Annotated in this window: 17 protein-coding genes; 10 read left to right on the plus strand and 7 right to left on the minus strand. The window is 51.9% G+C overall.

Going from position 1 to position 17,222, the window contains the following annotated elements; translation table 11 throughout:
* The first annotated feature begins 41 nt into the window (after window positions 1-41).
* A complete protein-coding gene (locus tag FH871_RS23350; RefSeq protein ID WP_255516961.1) occupies window positions 42-983 on the plus strand; it encodes an acetylxylan esterase in 942 nt (313 codons plus the stop codon).
* 11 nt (window positions 984-994) lie between these two features.
* On the opposite strand, the gene FH871_RS23355 is transcribed toward FH871_RS23350, so the two are convergent.
* Entirely contained in the window at window positions 995-1,771 is a 777-nt protein-coding gene (locus tag FH871_RS23355) for a hypothetical protein (RefSeq protein WP_138993846.1), read from the minus strand.
* Between the two features lie 112 nt (window positions 1,772-1,883).
* Here FH871_RS23355 and FH871_RS23360 point away from each other — a divergent pair, with 112 nt between their 5' ends.
* Window positions 1,884-2,663: a UDP-2,3-diacylglucosamine diphosphatase gene (locus FH871_RS23360; RefSeq protein ID WP_138993847.1), complete on the plus strand. Its 780-nt coding sequence runs from the start codon at window positions 1,884-1,886 to the stop codon at window positions 2,661-2,663.
* A 120-nt stretch (window positions 2,664-2,783) separates the two neighbouring features.
* Here the strand turns inward: FH871_RS23360 and FH871_RS23365 are convergent, their stop codons facing one another.
* Together FH871_RS23365 and FH871_RS23370 are read right to left on the minus strand one after the other, a co-directional pair.
* Window positions 2,784-3,515 carry a carboxypeptidase-like regulatory domain-containing protein gene (locus FH871_RS23365; protein WP_138993848.1) on the minus strand — a complete coding sequence of 244 codons (732 nt, stop codon included), beginning with the start codon at window positions 3,513-3,515 and terminating at the stop codon, window positions 2,784-2,786.
* 90 nt (window positions 3,516-3,605) lie between these two features.
* Window positions 3,606-4,439: a phosphatidate cytidylyltransferase gene (locus tag FH871_RS23370; protein WP_114405962.1), complete on the minus strand. Its 834-nt coding sequence runs from the start codon at window positions 4,437-4,439 to the stop codon at window positions 3,606-3,608.
* Between the two features lie 167 nt (window positions 4,440-4,606).
* Here FH871_RS23370 and FH871_RS23375 point away from each other — a divergent pair, with 167 nt between their 5' ends.
* Window positions 4,607-5,137: a hypothetical protein gene (locus FH871_RS23375; RefSeq protein WP_138993849.1), complete on the plus strand. Its 531-nt coding sequence runs from the start codon at window positions 4,607-4,609 to the stop codon at window positions 5,135-5,137.
* Window positions 5,138-5,190: 53 nt separating this feature from the next.
* On the opposite strand, the gene FH871_RS23380 is transcribed toward FH871_RS23375, so the two are convergent.
* Window positions 5,191-5,400 carry a DUF2007 domain-containing protein gene (locus FH871_RS23380; protein ID WP_114405964.1) on the minus strand — a complete coding sequence of 70 codons (210 nt, stop codon included), beginning with the start codon at window positions 5,398-5,400 and terminating at the stop codon, window positions 5,191-5,193.
* Complete coding sequence (locus tag FH871_RS23385) at window positions 5,393-6,349, minus strand: CPBP family intramembrane glutamic endopeptidase (RefSeq protein WP_138993850.1); 957 nt, start codon at window positions 6,347-6,349, stop codon at window positions 5,393-5,395. The genes FH871_RS23380 and FH871_RS23385 overlap by 8 nt, the downstream gene beginning before the upstream one ends.
* Window positions 6,350-6,487: 138 nt before the next feature.
* Between FH871_RS23385 and dusB the strand changes: the two genes are divergently transcribed.
* On the plus strand, window positions 6,488-7,477 hold the full coding sequence (gene dusB, locus FH871_RS23390) for a tRNA dihydrouridine synthase DusB (RefSeq protein WP_138993851.1): 990 nt from the start codon (window positions 6,488-6,490) through the stop codon (window positions 7,475-7,477).
* 12 nt (window positions 7,478-7,489) lie between these two features.
* Here the strand turns inward: dusB and FH871_RS23395 are convergent, their stop codons facing one another.
* Together FH871_RS23395 and FH871_RS23400 are read right to left on the minus strand one after the other, a co-directional pair.
* Entirely contained in the window at window positions 7,490-8,311 is an 822-nt protein-coding gene (locus FH871_RS23395) for a glycosyltransferase family 2 protein (protein ID WP_138993852.1), read from the minus strand.
* The gene (locus FH871_RS23400) at window positions 8,308-9,270 is read right to left on the minus strand and encodes a glycosyltransferase (RefSeq protein WP_138993853.1); all 963 of its coding nucleotides are present in this window, start codon (window positions 9,268-9,270) and stop codon (window positions 8,308-8,310) included. The genes FH871_RS23395 and FH871_RS23400 overlap by 4 nt, the downstream gene beginning before the upstream one ends.
* A gap of 266 nt (window positions 9,271-9,536) precedes the next feature.
* Here FH871_RS23400 and FH871_RS23405 point away from each other — a divergent pair, with 266 nt between their 5' ends.
* The 6 genes from FH871_RS23405 (at window position 9,537) to FH871_RS23430 (ending at window position 17,221) form a co-directional block, all read left to right on the plus strand.
* A complete protein-coding gene (locus FH871_RS23405; protein WP_138993854.1) occupies window positions 9,537-10,460 on the plus strand; it encodes a DMT family transporter in 924 nt (307 codons plus the stop codon).
* 31 nt (window positions 10,461-10,491) lie between these two features.
* Window positions 10,492-10,992 (plus strand): acetyl-CoA carboxylase biotin carboxyl carrier protein subunit, encoded by a 501-nt coding sequence (locus FH871_RS23410; protein WP_138993855.1) that lies wholly within the window; start codon window positions 10,492-10,494, stop codon window positions 10,990-10,992.
* 119 nt (window positions 10,993-11,111) lie between these two features.
* Window positions 11,112-11,828 carry a UMP kinase gene (pyrH, locus tag FH871_RS23415; protein ID WP_138993856.1) on the plus strand — a complete coding sequence of 239 codons (717 nt, stop codon included), beginning with the start codon at window positions 11,112-11,114 and terminating at the stop codon, window positions 11,826-11,828.
* Between the two features lie 101 nt (window positions 11,829-11,929).
* Complete coding sequence (gene frr / locus FH871_RS23420) at window positions 11,930-12,490, plus strand: ribosome recycling factor (protein WP_114405972.1); 561 nt, start codon at window positions 11,930-11,932, stop codon at window positions 12,488-12,490.
* A 358-nt stretch (window positions 12,491-12,848) separates the two neighbouring features.
* The gene (locus tag FH871_RS23425; protein WP_369008806.1) at window positions 12,849-16,805 is read left to right on the plus strand and encodes an ATP-binding protein; all 3,957 of its coding nucleotides are present in this window, start codon (window positions 12,849-12,851) and stop codon (window positions 16,803-16,805) included.
* Between the two features lie 164 nt (window positions 16,806-16,969).
* On the plus strand, window positions 16,970-17,221 hold the full coding sequence (locus FH871_RS23430; protein ID WP_138993858.1) for a hypothetical protein: 252 nt from the start codon (window positions 16,970-16,972) through the stop codon (window positions 17,219-17,221).
* The last annotated feature ends 1 nt before the right edge of the window (window position 17,222 follow it).

Raw genomic sequence — 17,222 nt, forward strand, 5'->3', positions numbered from 1 at the left:
TAGGAGTACTGTCTCTGCATACACTTCCAGTATGGTTGTATATGGTGCTAACTTGTTCAACGCTCACCCATCAGAACAAAAACCGGTCAATACAGAAAACGGACGATTCCCTTTCCGGCAAGATTGACCGCTTCTGGCAGGATACGAAACGGCAACTCAAACTTGAACCGATGACTAGTTTGGTTGAAGCCCGGCGTGATGCTCTCCCCTATAAAGTGTCCGCCATAACGCTGACCAGCCTAGGCGGTGTTCGAATACGAGCCCTGTTATCACTTCCGATCGAAGGCGAGTCACTCGACAAAACGAAACGATGGCCGGTTATTATTACCGTTCCCGGCTACGGCGGATCACAGCAGGGGATTATGTTAAGCGAATGCCAGCGTGGGTATGCGATTTTACAGGTTTTCCCGCGCGGCCAGGGAGAATCCGCCCCCTTCATGAAGCTAAACCAGGATGACAAACTGACCATGAACACCGAACAACCCGAGGGGATGTACTACCAGGGATGTTATGCGGATGTCATGCGTGCCATTGACTTTGCCATATCCAGACCGGAAATCGATACCAGCCGGATCGCCCTGGCAGGAACGAGTCAGGGGGGCGGAATAGCCCTGGCAGTAGGCGCTTTAGACGCCAGAGTGAAAGTGGTGGTAGCCCACGTACCATTTCTGTGCAACTTTCGCCTTGCCGCTACCCTCCAGGGTTCACTTGTCAAGTCGCTCCTTGATAAGGCCGGTAAAAATAACGAACAGACGTTAGCAACCCTGGATTATTTCGATCCTTATCAGTTAGCGTACCGGTTTCATAAACCGGTTTTACTCAGTGCCGGCGGTAAAGATACGACATGTCCCGAAGCAACAATCCAATCGTTTTTCAAGCGCGTGAAAGCCCAAAAACAGCTCAAAACCTACCCGAATTTACCCCATACCACCTGCCTGGATTTTTATAACCGGAGCTGGAAATGGCTGGATAGCCAGTTGTAGAAACGTGACCGCTACTTGAATTTATACCCCGTTACATCGAAGGTGTGGTTGGCAGGACCGAAAAAGATGAGTTTCAAAGTACTGGTAGCCGGTTTTCCGTTCACCTTCTCCGAATAATATTCTTTCTTGGACTGAACCAGCAATTCGTTGGGTGCCAGCGACGACGAGAAATTAATGCTGTGGGCATCCGGAAGTTTGGCCTCCAGCGCCAGCTCGTTGAACAAATACAGCGGGTATGAATTAAAGGGCACTTCAGCCACCCACAGCCATTCGGTGTCCGAACGGCCCAGACTGGCCTTGTATTCGGCCGCCGTCAAGCCATACTGGCTTCCTTCCCGACCGGTCGGGTGATACCGCTTCTGAAAACGATTCCGGCAGGCAGCGGCCCGATTGGGGGCATAATAGGCGCTCCCAACGTTGTAACGCATGATAATTTTGCCTTCATACTTGTCGGCCACGTAAACCCGGTAGCTGCCATCGGGCTGACCCGTAACGAACGTATAGCCACCTACCACACCCGGAAAACTCAGATTCGCCAGCTTCCGGTCGAATCCGAACTGACCGGTTTTGGAATTTAATAAAACCTGATACCGCACCACCGAACCATTGTAATCGGTTTGTTCATACACCAGCACCCGATCAAACACCAACTTCTCGACCACCGCCGGTGGATTTTTTGTTACAGCTACCATCGCCAGGGGCGACTGAGCCTTTACCGGTTGACCTCCCTCCTTTCCTACGCCCATAAATCCGACCAAACCGACCAAGGCAATAAACCGTTTTTTCATATCATCTCTGCAAACTGTGGGTTAATCGACGGTTTCGTCGTTGAGAATGCAATATCCGAGTTTCGGAGGTAAAGAAGCAATGTGTTACCTTTGTATTCCTGAAAAAATATTCATGCCATCGATTGAACACCTACCGCTCCCACCGGATCGAGCCGTTTACTTTGCTTCCGACTTCCATTTAGGAATGCCTACGCCCACCCTCAGCCGGGAACGGGAACGCCGGGTTATCCGCTGGCTCGACCTGGTCAGCAACGATGCCGAAGCCATTTTCCTGGTCGGTGACGTCTTCGATTTCTGGTTTGAATACAAACACGTGATTCCGAAAGGCTTCACCCGCCTTCAGGGAAAACTGGCCGAATTATCAGACAATGGTATTGCAATAAAACTCTTCTCCGGAAATCACGATATGTGGATGGCGGACTATTTTACCGAAGAGATGGGGATTCCGGTTTACCGGTTACCGAAATCGTACCAGATTGGTGATCAACACTTCCTGGTGGGTCACGGTGACGGCCTGGGGCCCGGTGATTTCAAGTACAAACAGCTCAAAAAAATATTTGAGAATGGACTGGCCCGGTGGTTTTTCCGCTGGCTTCATCCCGATATTGGTGTGCTTTTCGGCAATGGCTGGTCGCGCAGCCGCAAAGCCGCCGAGCAGCATAAAACCGATGTTTTCAGGGGCAATGAACAGGAATGGCTCTGGCAGTATTGCAAAGAAATGGAGGCTCACCAGCACCACGATTACTACATCTTCGGCCACCGCCACCTGTCGCTGGATTTGAAAGTAACTGAAAACAGCCGGTATATCAATCTCGGAGAATGGATCAATCTCAACACCTACGCCCGGTTTGACGGACAAACCACAAGGCTGTTGACGTTCGAAGGGAAGTAATTTTCGGTGAGCCTTCGTTACGGTGGTTAATGCATATGCTCAATATCGAATATTGAACAACGAACATTGAAGGCGTCAGCCACAGGAACAACAGCCCGCCGAAAACGGTATACCGTAAACCTAATTATTCTTCAGAATATCCTGCCGGGACAGGCCTTCCGGTGGGGTGGCGTTGAGTTCCTGCCGGAAGTCCTTTTTCTTCAAATCGCCGTTTTTAACCGATTTGATAAAGCTCGCCCAGGCAAACGGATTCAGGAACGGAATGGTGGTCAGTTGCGACCGGCCCGTTATCGATTCCCGGCCAAACCACTGCTGGTTCAGGTAATACCGGTAATTCCCGGCGGCACTCATGGGCGTCAAAGCCGCCAGTCGCTGCATTGATTCAGCACTGAGGTTTCGCGCCATGTTCTCCCGTTCTTTTTCATCCGGCAATTTCAGGTTGACAAAAGCCTGCTTGAAGAGCTCTTCCGTTGGATACGGATAAACTTTTACTTCGGTCAGCATCTGCACATCTTCCTGCATCGCTACCACGGCCGAATACGACTGCTCCGTTAACCGACGTGGAATGATGTGGTATTGTTTCTTAAAACCGAGGTAACTAAACACAATGCTGTCGCCCGGTAAAACCGGGATGGCAAAATACCCGATGCTGTTGGACAATACGCCCCGGCCCGCGCGCGGGATGGAAATATAGGCTTCCGGCAACGGCTCAGACGTCTTTCCGGCCGTAATAATCCCGGTAAACATGATCAGTTTTTCCTGCCCCTGCGCCCGCACCAAGTGGCTGTTGGTCAGCATTAATCCCGACGCCAGGGTCAGAATAGCAACAAGTTGTATGAATGAAGTCTTCATGTCTCAATCGTAAAACGCCGGTCTCATCGGCGCATGGTCCAGGTTTAGGGCTCCATGACAGGGCATTGGCAGTGCCAACCCGCGTCAGTGTCACGCAAACAGTTTCAAAAAAGTAATAATAAACGGTGCCGCCAGCAGCAACCCGTCGAACCGGTCTAAAAAACCGCCATGACCCGGAATCGTGGAGCCGGAGTCCTTGATGGCAATGCTGCGCTTGAACAGCGACTCGACCAAATCCCCGTAGGTTCCCGTTACGACAATGATGGCACCCACACAGTACCACTCCCACGGCCGCAGATCATCGACAAAAATAGTCAGAAAAAAGGCGATAACCGCAGCCGCCAGGGCTCCGCCAACCGCCCCTTCCCACGATTTCTTGGGCGATACGCGTTCAAATAATTTCCGTCGGCCAAATTTTGTCCCGGCAAAATACGCCCCAATATCGCTCGCCCACAACAACACGAGGCAACCCAGCATCAAACCCGGATGGTAGGTACCGCCCCGCAACGCCAGCACATTCAGCAGCGCGAACGGAACGGCGACATAAATCAGTCCCAGAAAGGTAAACCCGATATTGGTAAACGGTTTTAAATCCCGCTTTTTATACAATTTGATTAAAAAAATCATGGATGCTGCCGGACAGATCAGGAAATAGCTATCGTAGTCAACAATCTGTTTTTCAATCAAATAAGTCAGTATACAAATCAAACACCCTACCGCCGTACCGTAATAGGTCAGCGGTTGGTTGCCATCGAGACCCAGTAATTTATAAAATTCCAGTTGCGTCAACGCACTGATGGCACAGAACAATAACGCAAACGTCCAGTCACTGTACCAGATTCCAAATAAGATGATGATGACGCCGACAGCCGCAGCAATTACGCGCTGTTGCAGATTCGTCATCCGATTTAAACGTTCTTTCATGTAGAAAGTTAACTACAAATCAGGGTGGTTTATCCGGCGAAAATAACAAAATACGAACACCTCGTTCCTACCCTGGTTTCTCTTTCCGTCTATTTTTAACTTTATTTACAGTTCTCAATCATTAGAGTTGAATTTACCAGCGTTCTACTCACCGACCTCCGCCCTGTATGCTTCTCGTTCTGCTATGCCTGTTTTTTCAATTGACAGGAAACACACTGCAACCCGAAAACGACCTTCGCTCATTGCATTGGGGCATGAGCCGAAAAGAGGTTCAGGCGGTTGAACAAACGGTTCCCTTTCGGATTACGGACACGACGCTTCACTATCGGCAGCGTTGGTTTTATAACTTCCCGGCTTCGGTAAAATTCGCCTTTGTCAACGATCAACTCGCTGGCGCCCTGTACATTTTCACCGATCGTCATGTCCGCGCCCAACAGCACTGGGACGAGTATCAAACCCTGCTCAAAACCCTATCGGATCGCTACGGCCCTCCTTCCGGCGACTACTGGTCGTGGAACTATCCCCTGTACAAAAACCGTCCCGAGCGCTACGGCGATGCCGTCCTGCTAAGTCATCTGAGCCGTTCGAGCATCTGGGAAACGGCCCGCACCGTGGTGACCCTCGAAATGTCCGGCAAACCCAAAGAGGGCATCTATACCGTGATTTCGTACGCGAAAAAAAATGACGACAAAAAATAAATGACCAATCACGAACAGGTTTGCGCCGGTTCGGTTAATTGGTCATTCGCTTTTCAATATTCCAAATCGGCCGAAATCAGGTAAATCTTTGCCATGGCCGCATCCTCGGTTTGCACATACACTTCGCAGTTCCCCAGGAGATAATTGCTATCTTTTTTATTGACAACGACGGCATTGATTTCGTGTTCGGCTAACAACACTTTTGCCAGTTCGGCGCGGTAGGTGGTAGGTGTCACCAGTACTTTCTCCCACTGATCAGACATAAGGTTGAGACGACGATTGATTCGTTTTTCGAAAAAAGGCTAAAAAACCTATGGTTAAAAGTAGTGAAATTAACGCGCCGGTCAAAGGAACCGAATTCGTATTTTCAATATCGACCGAAATCATCTGCCGGTGATACAACCACACCATTAATACCGTAAACCCGTTATTGACCGCATGTGCCAGGATGGGAACCCAGATATTCCCCGACCAGACGTACACATACCCAAACAGCGCACCCAGCAAGGCGCGCGGCACAAAACCGTAAAACTGGACGTGAATTGCACTGAAAATGAGCGCCGATACCCAGATCGCAACGTGTACGTTGCCCGTCCACTGCGCCAGTTTTCGCTGTACCATGCCCCGGAACAACACCTCTTCACCAATACCGGGGATGACGCCAATCACCACCAACGCAATCACCAGGTCGAGGGGGGAGTTAAAATCGGTCAGGAACGTCGTCAGGCCCGAAATCTGGTCTTCTTTCTGTTTCATCCAGGCTTCCAGCCCGGCCAGACTGTCCGGTAAATCAAGGTTCTGATTCCACTCGATGATCAGCCCGTTAAACGGCATGAAAGTGATGGTTAGCAGGGCCACCAAACCCACCGATTGCACCACCGTCAGCGGGCGGGCGTTAAACTCCGACCACGATTTACGCTCGATCCAGCGGAGGTACAGAACGCAGGGAAGCAGAAACGAACACAGGTGGCTCACCGCCTGAATCAGCATCAGCAAATGCCAGCTCCCCGGATAATCGGCCGGATTCGTTAAAATACCGGTAATATCCGTAACGGACGTGTTGCCACTGGCCGATGCCCAGGCCGTCAGGAACACCCCGGCCAGTAAACCGCCCAGTGACATGCCCAGCAAAACAAACCCCAGCAGAACCAACAGGCTACGAAACGGATGCAGGGGGGGATTGGACGAAGGCGTCAGGCGGAAGTCTTCCATAATTGCTGTAAATTTACGCCCAAACTAGTCAGGAATTCAAAACCGTGCCGGTTTTTTATGGAATCGGCTCACAGCAGTCATGTTTTGAATTCCTGCTTGGTTGGCGAACATCTTTCGAAAACGCGTTGTTAGCGATATATGGTTAAAATCGGCACAATCGAACTGGGCGAATTTCCCCTGCTGCTGGCTCCGATGGAGGACGTAAGCGATCCGCCGTTCCGGGCGGTTTGCAAGGCCAATGGAGCGGATTTGATGTATACGGAGTTCATTTCGTCGGAAGGGCTCATTCGCGACGCGGCCAAAAGCGTCCGGAAACTGGATATTTTTGAATACGAACGCCCGATCGGGATTCAGTTGTTCGGGTCGGATATCGAAACAATGCGGGCCTGCGCCGAAATTGCCAGCCGCGCCAACCCGGATCTGATCGACATCAACTACGGTTGTCCGGTCAAAAACGTAGCGTGTCGGGGTGCCGGGGCGGCTTTGCTGCAGGATATTCCGAAGATGGTAAAAATGACCGAAGCCGTCGTGAAAGCCACGCACTTGCCCGTGACGGTAAAAACCCGCCTGGGCTGGGACGACAATACCCGGAACATCATGGAAGTTGCCGAACGATTGCAGGATATTGGCATTCAGGCGCTTACGGTTCACGGTCGGACCCGGGTGCAAATGTACAAGGGCGAGGCCGACTGGACGTTGATTGGGCGGGTGAAAGAAAACCCCCGCATTACGATTCCGATTTTCGGCAACGGCGACATCGATAGTCCCGAGAAAGCCCTGGCGTATAAAAATCAGTACGGTGTCGACGGTATTATGATTGGGCGGGCCAGCATTGGCTACCCCTGGATTTTTAACGAAATCAAGCACTTCCTCCGGACCGGCGAACACCTGGCGGCTCCGACACTCGCCGACCGGGTGGCTATTTGTAAGCAGCACCTTGACTTTTCGATTCGCTGGAAAGGAGAGAAAACCGGCATTTTCGAAATGCGCCGACACTATACCAATTATTTCAAGGGGCTGGAGAATTTCAAACCGTTCCGGCTCCGGCTTGTGCAGGCCGATACGTACGGAGAAATTGCCGGTATCCTGGACGAAATTACGGACATCTACGAAGTCGAAACGGTCTGACGTTTTGCGGTTTTAACGAAATCCGGGTGCCTGGTTAAAAGCCAGAACCGGTTTCGTTTTGGGCTTTTCGTCGTTATCGTGCAGTTCCTGCAATTTTGAATACTTGATCACGGGATAAACCGCCGACAACAACGCCCACACAAAACCGGGGTATCCATCGAGTAATCCACCTTTCAAAAAATAGATTTTCAGAAACGTAAACAGAAAGCGCAAGCCCTGAAGCGGGATGTTAGCCTTTTTGTGCCTTAGCGCCATTTCCTCGGCACTGAGCGTCGTATAGTGGTTCATTTTCAGCACATAATCGTGTAATGATCCATAGCTGTAGTGAATCAGTATCCCCGAGAGCTGTCCAATGGAGCCTTCCACCTGAACAGACTCATGAACCGGAACGGGCGTCATGCGACCGTGGTGCCGGTTGAACAGCCGCAAAACCGGCTGGCGATTTTGGCCGCTGTGCCGCAACACCCGGCCCAGGAAAATCAGGTTACGGGGCAACGTATACCCCGCATGGATCGGCCCGCCGACAAACAAGGCGGCTATTTCGTTGGCAAGCTGCTCCGTCACAATTTCATCCGCATCGAGCACCAGCACCCAGTCATTTTTGGCCTGATCGATCGCGTATTGCTTTTGCGGTCCAAAACCGTTGAACTTCCGGTAGGTAACCCGGCAATTAAAATCGCTGGCGATGGTCAGGGTGGCGTCGGTACTGCCCGAATCGACCACAATGACCTCATCAACCCACTCCACAACCGACTCCAGCGCCTGTTTCAAGGTTCTTTCGGCGTTCAGGGTAATGATGACAACAGAAAGCGGGGCTTTGACCAGAATTTTCATTGGGATAGCAGTGAAGAGGTTGGCTGATGATCCGTGGCTGGACTGGCAATAACCGGTAGGCCCTGGCGATACCGAAGGCTCTCCCGACCGGGTGCTCCCCGCAGAATGAACCAGGCCAGTTGCGCAAAATGCGTACTTCGAAAAGCCTTCCTGCCCACTTTCAGCGTATAAAAAAGCTGAAGCAGGAGTTGTTTCAGGACATTCTCGTTTTTACGGAAATAATAGAAAAGAGAAATGTAGTATTCTTTTTCAATCAGCAGATTCCGGCGCGTGCTACCGCCCCCCAGGTGCCTAAACCGGACATCCGGAATCAGCATCGCCTTCCACTCCCGTTGCCGCAACCGCCGGCACAAATCTTCTTCTTCGCAATACAGGAAAAACGCCGGATCAAAACCACCCACCTGCCAGAACGCCGTGGCCCGAACAAAAAGCGCACTGCCTGTCACCACCGGTACGGGCACCGGTTCCTGGTATTTCTGCCGGCGTGGCAGGTAGTCCGCCGGATGAAACCAGCGCATCAAACCGTGGCCCAGCAGGTTTCCGCTCAACGAGGGGTAATAATTGAAAGAGGGTTCATGTTCATCGGCCCGGTTGACGGCCTGCCCCGTACAGACGCCCACCGCTTTGTGGTCTTCCATGAACGCATACAAACGGCTGCAAACATCGTCGAGCAGTTGGCAATCGTTGTTCAGAAAGAAATAATAAGTGGATGATGGATCGACAACCTGCAAACCCAGCAAGAGCCCGCCCGCAAAACCCAGGTTGACCCGACTCCGGATCAGTTTCAGAAAGGGTTGTTGATTGAGGGAATACAATCGGTCAAAGTCAGTCTCCTGTGAGCCATTATCAACAACAACAATCTCATAATCAACAAGCTGTGTATATTTTCGAATGGAATTGACACAGTCCAGCGTGTAACCGCTGGAGTTATAATTCAGAATAATAACCGACAGTTTCATACCCAATCCGGTGGCGATAGGATGGTAACTTCATGTTACCGGTTTTACGATTTTTTTAGAGACGGGGCACTACCGTTGAGGACAGGAATCGGTCAGGTAGCGTTGCATTCTACTACGCAAAATAGTTGAACAGCGTTGCGGCTTACCGGCAGTTGTATTTCCAACAACCTCAATCAATTCATAATGGTTTCTTTTCCAGCCATTTGCCCGCGCAACTTTTTATTCCCTGACAGAACCAAACGGCCTTGAACAGTGGTTTTTAAACCATGACGAAACCATTTACCGCAAGCCCATCTTCTGCCAGTGAACCCCTTCCCACTCCTCCAGCCAATCGCCGGCTCCTGGCCTGGCTGTTGCTCATGCTGGTTGCCCTGATCTGGGGAACATCTTTTATTCTGATAAAACACAGTTTGGGCGTTTTCTCGCCAATGCAGGTCGGAACGGGGCGGATTTTTCTGGCTTTTCTTTTTTTTCTGCCCTATCTGATCATTCTGGGGAAAAAGTTTCCGCGTGATCGCTGGCTCCCGTTGCTGGGTTCGGGGATGCTCGGCTACCTGATTCCCGCCGTCCTCTTTGCCACCGCCGGGGCACACCTGAACAGTTCGCTGGCCGGCACACTAAACGCCCTCAGCCCGCTGTTTACGTTTCTGATCGGGGTCATTCTGTTTCGCGGACGGGCCAAACTCCTCCAGGTCGGCGGTATTCTGCTGGGGTTTGCCGGATCGGTCTTTCTGGTCTTTTTCAGCGCCACGGGTTCCTTTTCCTTCAATGGCTATGCGTTTCTGATTGTCCTGGCCACGCTTTGCTACGGTTTCAACATCAACATTGTTTCCCGGTATCTGAGTGACTTGCCCGCCCTGCTCTCGACCGCATCGACCTTTGCCATGGTGGGTCCCATTGCCCTGCTCGGGCTGGCCACCACCGACTTTCCGACGCGGGTGGCGGCTCCCGGGTCAACGCCCGCCCTGTTGATGCTGCTTACACTCGGCATGGTTGGTTCCGGTTTTGCTACCATCCTGTTTAATCGGATTATTCAGTTAACTTCCGGCGTTTTTGCTTCCACCGTAACCTACCTCATTCCGGTAGTAGCCGTACTTTGGGGGCTTTTCGACGGCGAACCGCTCCACTGGCCGCAGGTGGCCGGTATGGGAATTTGCCTGTTGGGTGTATATTTGATCAACAAAAAGTGAGCGTTACCCCAATTCTTAATTCCTTCCATCTATGTTTCGTGCTTCCGTCAACGATCAAGCCCCGTTTGAAATCGATTTTTCCGGCGACCAACCGGTTTTAAATGGCCAACCCCTGACGTGGGATCTGGCCCGGCTGAACGACCGGATGTTTCACATTCTGTACCAGAATCGTTCGTATACGGCTGAAGTTCTTGATCTGAACCCGACAGAAAAAACCGCTACGATAAAAATCAACCAGTCGATTCACCAGATTGCCCTGAAAGACCGTTTCGACCTGCTTCTGGAACAAATGGGCATGAGCACGGCCAGCCTGACCAAAATAAACGACATCAAAGCGCCCATGCCCGGCCTGATTCTGAGCCTCAGCGTTCAACCCGGCGACACGGTGCACAAAGGTGATACGGTGCTGATTCTGGAAGCCATGAAGATGGAAAACGTCATCAAGTCCCCCACCGACGGCACCATCAAAACCGTCCGGATCAGCCGGGGTCAAACCGTTGAGAAAAATCAGGTTCTGGTTGAATTCAGTTAAGAGTGATGAGTGATGAGTTAAGAATTGGCTGACGCATTCTGTCACAGGAACCTTTTTAACTCATCACTCTTCACTCTTCACTCTTAACTTTTGCTATATTTGTCGCCAAACTTTCCTTCATGACTCAACTAAAATATAAACGCATTCTGCTCAAGCTTAGCGGAGAAGCTTTAAGCGGAGACAAAGGGTACGGCATCGACCCAACGGTTTTGGATGCCTACAGTCTGGAAATCAAGCAAGTAGTTGAAATGGGCGTTCAGGTTGCCATCGTCATTGGCGGAGGCAATATTTTCCGGGGAATCCAGGGCGAACGTAGCGGGATGGACCGGGTTCAGGGCGACTACATGGGCATGCTGGCCACCGTCATCAACGCCATGGCCATTCAGAGTTCGCTCGAACAACACGGTTTGTATACGCGCGTGATGTCGGCCATCAAGATGGAACAGGTTTGCGAACCGTATGTGCGTCGCCGGGCCGTCCGTCACCTTGAAAAAGGCCGCATCGTCATCTTCGGTGCCGGAACGGGCAATCCCTACTTCACCACCGACACCACCGCCAGCCTGCGGGCCATCGAAGTGGAAGCGGATGTGGTCTTGAAAGGCACCAAAGTAGACGGGGTCTACACCGCCGATCCGTTCAAGGACAAAACCGCCACCCGGTATACCACCATTTCGTTTCAGGATGTTTACGAAAAGAAATTGAACGTAATGGACCTGACGGCTTTTACGTTATGCAAAGAAAATAACCTCCCCATCATCGTTTTCGACATGAATGGAGCCGGCAACCTGATCCGGCTGGTCGAAGGAGATGACATCGGGACACTGATTACCGGATAGAACGATGAATTATGAACGATGTATTATGAACGTTGAACAAGGAATGTACAAAACGATGCATTCATCATTCATCGTCCATAATTCATCATTTTTATAAAACAATGGAAGAGATTGAGCTATATCTCGAAGACGCCCGGGATACGATGGAAAAGGCGTTGAAACACTTGAATATCGAATTATCCAAAATACGGGCGGGCAAAGCGTCGCCCTCGATGCTGGACGGCCTTCAGGTGGAGTATTACGGCATGAATTCTCCCATCCACAACGTCGCTTCCGTCACCACGCCCGACGCCCGGACCATCGCCATCAAGCCGTTTGAAAAAAAGATGATCGGCGAAATCGAGAAAGCCATCCGGAATAGTAACCTCGGCCTGTCACCGACCAACGACGGTGAAAACATCCGGCTGAACATCCCCGCCCTGACCGAAGAACGTCGCCGGGATCTGGTGAAAAAGGTTAAGGCCGAAATCGAAGTAGCCAAGGTCAACATCCGCAACATCCGGAAAGACACCAACGAAGGCATTCGCAAACTGACAAAAGAAGGCGTTTCGGAAGATGAGGTGAAGAAAGGGGAAGAGAAAGTTCAGAAACTCACCGACAGCCACATTGCCAAAATCGACGATATTTTTGCCGCGAAGGAAAAGGATATCATGGTGGTTTAGGTCCGCCGTACGTGCGCTAACTCCAGCACGTCAAATGATTCATTTTTAACACAAAAGGGGCCGCCGGTCCCTTTTGTGTTTTAAGGGATGGTATCTTCACGTTGCGTTTTTTGTGCTCAAAGTCAATGCTTTAGTTGCACCTTCTCCCCCTCCACTTTCCACCCAAACCAGTCGGGGTATGCATTTACGCTTTTTTCTTTAGGAATTAAAGCCATAACTATTTCAAAATAGTTACATAAAAGTTACTGTTCATTCAAATCAGTAAATAAATGAATGCGTATATTTTGAAAAAATAAGCCTGACCCTGACATCTGTTTTGCGTTTCTGTAGATCGTTCCCTGTCCGACTTACCTTCTTTTTGTTAAGCCTGCTGACCATATCCGCTGGGTTATGGGCGCAGCCTTTTCGCCTTCCTCAACCCGGCCTCATTACGGACCGTCAGGGATTACCCCAGGCCTTTGTGCCATCGATTGTTCAGGACAGGCAGGGCTTTATCTGGGCCGCTACGCGCGACGGACTCTGCCGCTACGATGGCCAGCGATTTAAGGTCTTTCAACCCGACCCCGACGGACGCCCCTCACTCTCCTTTGTCGGGCTGGATCAAATCGAACTGGACCGGCACGGGCGCATCTGGGTTGTTTCCGAGCGCAAGGATATCGATATATTCGACCCACGCACCGAAACCTTTACCAATTTTTCCCGGCAAGCCGCTTTTCGCCGACTGGTCAAACCTGGTATGGGGTTTACTTTATTCATTGACCGAAAGGATCGGCTCTGGCTAAGAAATGGTAAGGGCGTCATTTGCTGGGACATTGCCAAAAACCAGGGTCACTGGTTTCGTCACCAGCCCCTGCAGGCCGCATCGATCAGCAGCGATGCCGTGTATGACGTGTCGGAAGGAGCGGATGGAACCATCTGGCTGGCTACGGCGAACGGCCTGGATCGCTTTGAGGAAGGCACGCTTGGTTTTACGCACCTGCGGCACCAGCCGGGTAATCCCCAGTCAATGCCTGAGAATGGGTTTACCGCCGTACGTTGCCGGCCAACAACCGGAGAACTCGTGCTCTTTTCCCAGCACTACCTTACCCTGCGACAACCCCGTACGGGCCAGATCCGTTCCTACCGGTTGCCGGTTCAGGGAACCGAACTGCTTGTTGTGCACGTCGCCATCAACCAGGAAGGAACGGTTTACTTCCAACAGAATAACATTTTATTTCGGTTTACGGACCAGCAGGGCGTCCAGGTCCTGACCCGCTGGGAGCAGCCCAATGATGCGTGTCGCACGCTGATCATCGATCGAACCAACGTTTTATGGGTGGGCACCGTTGGGGCGGGTATCCGTACCTACGATCTAGAGCCCAACCCCTTTCAGAAACGACCCTACCGCCAGAGTTTTTATCAGGATCTGCTTACCAACGACTCACTGGGACTGCCCCCGGTTTCTCCGGCGGCACTAGCCACCTTGAACGGTTTGAGCAGCTATAATTTTCGATCGACCTTTGATCGGTCGGGGCGCTTCTGGTTTAATGTAGGATCTTCGGATCTCTACCGGCTGGATCGGAAAACAGGCCAGACGGAGCATTTTCCGCTGCCGATTGCCTTTCGCTGGGAAACACCGGTTTCCATTCCCTGTCCGATGACGACCGATTCACAGGGTCGCGTTTGGGCGATCAACGGCTCCTCCGCTTTCTGGTTTGATGAGAGCAGGGAGCAATGGACCCGGTTCCAATACCCGATCGCGGTTCAGCTTGACAATAGAATTACCGAAGTAGTGGCCGATGAGCAGGCCCTTTGGCTGGCCAGTCAGACCAATGGATTATATCAGGTTGACCGCCGGACGGGTCAAATCCGGCAGTTTGTCAACCGCCCTGGCGACGCAAGCTCGTTGAGCAGCAATTCGCTCTACTGCCTGTCGTCCGATCCAGCCGACCCCCATGTGTTGTGGCTGGGCACCTTTGGCAGTGGGCTATGTTTATTTGATAAACGAACGGGGCTTTTTCGCCGGTTTACCAGGACCAATGGCCTGCCCAACAATGTGATATACTCGGTAAAACCGGATCGATACGGGCATTTGTGGATGGGAACCAATAAAGGGCTTTGCCGGATGAATCGCCGGACGTTCACGACGCAGACCTTTACGCGGGATGACGGCATCATGGCCGACGAGTTTAACCGGGCGCACTACGTCCAGTTTCCGGACGGGAAAATCCTGATGGGCGGACTGGAAGGCTTCACCGGTTTTGATCCCCGGCAGATCGGTCAGGATGCCTTTGAACCTGTCGTTGAACTGACTAAACTGGAAGTCAACAACCAGGTCATCCAGCCGGATAGTCCGGGAGCCTTCGGATCGGATACCACCTCTTCTACCAACCGATCCATCCTGGGTACGCTGCCCATTCAGGCCACGAATCAACTTTCCCTGGATTATAACCAGAACTACCTGACGGTTCAGTTTGCGGCCCTGCAATTCAATCAGCCGAACAAAAACCGGTATCGTTACCGGTTGAAAGGGCTGGAACCCAACTGGAAGTTAACGGACCGGCCCGAAGCCATTTATACTAATCTGCCATCGGGTGATTTTGTATTGATGATTAATGCATCGAACACCTCGGGGCAGTGGAGTCGTCATGTTCGTGTCCTGGCGATTCGGATCGAACCACCCTTTTGGGCCACCTGGTGGGCTTTTGGCCTGTATTTTCTGATCGGTTTGGGCGTAGCCTGGGGCTTGCTGCAACTCTACCTGAATCGGCTGCGATTAAATCAGGCGATTGAACTCAGGCAGAAAGAAGCCGACCAGCTCCGGGCCGTCAATGCGATCAAAACCAACTTCTTTACCAACATCACCCACGAGTTTCGGACACCGTTGACGCTAATCCTGGGGCCGACCGAACAGATGGTGAGTGAGAATCCGGAACCTAAAAACCGCCGACGACTGCAAACCATCGGGCAGAATGCCCATCAACTCCTGAGGCTGATCAATCAACTGCTGGATTTATCGAAGCTGGAAGCCAGCGTTATGCCCGTCCACGAATCCAGGGGAAATCTCACCGAATTCATCCGGCAGTGGTTGCACCCCTTTAGCGACCAGGCAACGGGCCTGGGCCTGAACCTGACGTTTCGTTCGGAGGTCGAGGGCGAATACTGGTTCGATGCCGAAAAGCTGGAACGGATTGTCTATAACCTGACGGCCAATGCGATGAAATACACAAAAACCGGTTCGATTGGCGTTTTGTTGGAAACCGCTTCCGGTCAAATCAGACTCACGGTGGCCGATACCGGTATTGGCATTCCGGCCGAACATCTGCCCCATATTTTTGACCGCTTTTATCAGATTAATGATTCGGCGGCAACGCCCGGTACGGGGATCGGTCTGGCCCTGGTTCAGGAATTGGTTCAGTTGCAGGGTGGTCAGGTTTCCGTCGAAAGCCAGCCCAATCAGGGCACTACGTTTACGGTGCTGTTGCCGTATCGATCGGCAGAACCGCCAACCGCGTCACCGGACAGCACCCTGTCGGAGTCCATCGAGGCCGATGCCTGGCGTGCCGACGACGCATCCGTCGAACCTCGTGTGTTGATCGTGGAAGATAATGAGGAGTTAGCACGGTTTATTGCCGACAGTTTGCCGGACCACTACCGCATCCGGCGGGCCGTCAACGGCCGTGATGGCCTGGAACAGGCACTGGAATACATGCCTGACCTTCTTATTTCTGATGTAATGATGCCTGGTATGGACGGTTTTGCCCTGTGCGGTCAGTTGAAGTCCGACCTGCGGACCAGTCACATTCCGGTTATTCTGCTGACGGCCAAAGCCTCCGTTGAAAACCGGCTGGCTGGTCTGGCACTGGGTGCCGATGATTACCTGACCAAACCCTTTCAGGTGTCCGAACTTCAACTCCGGGTTCGCAACCAACTAGCCAGCAAACAGCGGCAGCGCGAGTGGGTGCGGAAAAGTTTGAGTGATCCGAACCCGCCCCCCTCCCAACCCGCCGTCGAACCCGACGATCCTTTTCTGACGCAACTGTATTCCCTGCTGGACGCGAACCTGAGCGATTCCGGTTTCGGCACTGAACAGATGATGATGGAACTGGGCGTGAGCCGAACCACCTTGTTTCGGAAAGTCAAGGCCCTGACCGATCTGTCGGCGAATGATCTGCTGCGTAATTACCGGCTCAAACGGGCCGCCCAATTGCTGCGGGCGGGCCAGAGTGTGAATCAAACGGCCTATCAGGTGGGTTTCGAGAGTCCGGCCTACTTCAGCAAATGCTTCCGGGAGCTTTACCAGCTCACACCCCGCGCGTTTGCCGCCCAGTCTTGAGCGAATCATCCCTTCCGTCCGGTTTTTACGGTTTTCTGCCCCCTTTTACCGCTTTATCATCGGAATTGGAACGTGCGTTATGGTATTTGGAACAGGCGTTATCGCCTGTTCCTGGGTCGTTCTGTAGGTTTGTAACCGACCGTCTACCCTAACCCTCTCCTGCCATGACCCTTTATTTTTCCCTTGCAGATTCCGACACACCCTGTGTTTGCAGTGCAGAATTTGAGCCCCTCCTGGAACTATTGAATGGCTTTGTCGCCATCGGCAACCAGCTTTTATCCGCTTACCTGGTGGATGATGATGGCATTCGCATTGACTTACCTCCCGAAGCGTTTGACGGTTTACCCATAACCGGTTGTCTGCAAAATTTATCAAAGCAGTATCACGACCTGCTCGGTATGAAAAACAGAGCCTGAG

Origin of the sequence: Larkinella sp. C7, from assembly GCF_006149005.1 — a bacterium.
GTDB lineage: Bacteria > Bacteroidota > Bacteroidia > Cytophagales > Spirosomataceae > Larkinella.

Coding starts and splice junctions, on each gene's coding strand:
- FH871_RS23395 (WP_138993852.1), bottom strand. CDS start 8,311: ATGAAAATTCTGGTCAAAGCCCCGCTTTCTGTTGTCATCATTACCCTG.
- FH871_RS23375 (WP_138993849.1), top strand. CDS start 4,607: ATGCTTCTCGTTCTGCTATGCCTGTTTTTTCAATTGACAGGAAACACA.
- FH871_RS23360 (WP_138993847.1), top strand. CDS start 1,884: ATGCCATCGATTGAACACCTACCGCTCCCACCGGATCGAGCCGTTTAC.
- FH871_RS23365 (WP_138993848.1), bottom strand. CDS start 3,515: ATGAAGACTTCATTCATACAACTTGTTGCTATTCTGACCCTGGCGTCG.
- FH871_RS23355 (WP_138993846.1), bottom strand. CDS start 1,771: ATGAAAAAACGGTTTATTGCCTTGGTCGGTTTGGTCGGATTTATGGGC.
- frr (WP_114405972.1), top strand. CDS start 11,930: ATGGAAGAGATTGAGCTATATCTCGAAGACGCCCGGGATACGATGGAA.
- FH871_RS23410 (WP_138993855.1), top strand. CDS start 10,492: ATGTTTCGTGCTTCCGTCAACGATCAAGCCCCGTTTGAAATCGATTTT.
- FH871_RS23385 (WP_138993850.1), bottom strand. CDS start 6,349: ATGGAAGACTTCCGCCTGACGCCTTCGTCCAATCCCCCCCTGCATCCG.
- FH871_RS23350 (WP_255516961.1), top strand. CDS start 42: ATGGTGCTAACTTGTTCAACGCTCACCCATCAGAACAAAAACCGGTCA.
- dusB (WP_138993851.1), top strand. CDS start 6,488: ATGGTTAAAATCGGCACAATCGAACTGGGCGAATTTCCCCTGCTGCTG.
- FH871_RS23405 (WP_138993854.1), top strand. CDS start 9,537: ATGACGAAACCATTTACCGCAAGCCCATCTTCTGCCAGTGAACCCCTT.
- FH871_RS23400 (WP_138993853.1), bottom strand. CDS start 9,270: ATGAAACTGTCGGTTATTATTCTGAATTATAACTCCAGCGGTTACACG.
- FH871_RS23370 (WP_114405962.1), bottom strand. CDS start 4,439: ATGAAAGAACGTTTAAATCGGATGACGAATCTGCAACAGCGCGTAATT.
- FH871_RS23430 (WP_138993858.1), top strand. CDS start 16,970: ATGACCCTTTATTTTTCCCTTGCAGATTCCGACACACCCTGTGTTTGC.
- pyrH (WP_138993856.1), top strand. CDS start 11,112: ATGACTCAACTAAAATATAAACGCATTCTGCTCAAGCTTAGCGGAGAA.
- FH871_RS23380 (WP_114405964.1), bottom strand. CDS start 5,400: ATGTCTGATCAGTGGGAGAAAGTACTGGTGACACCTACCACCTACCGC.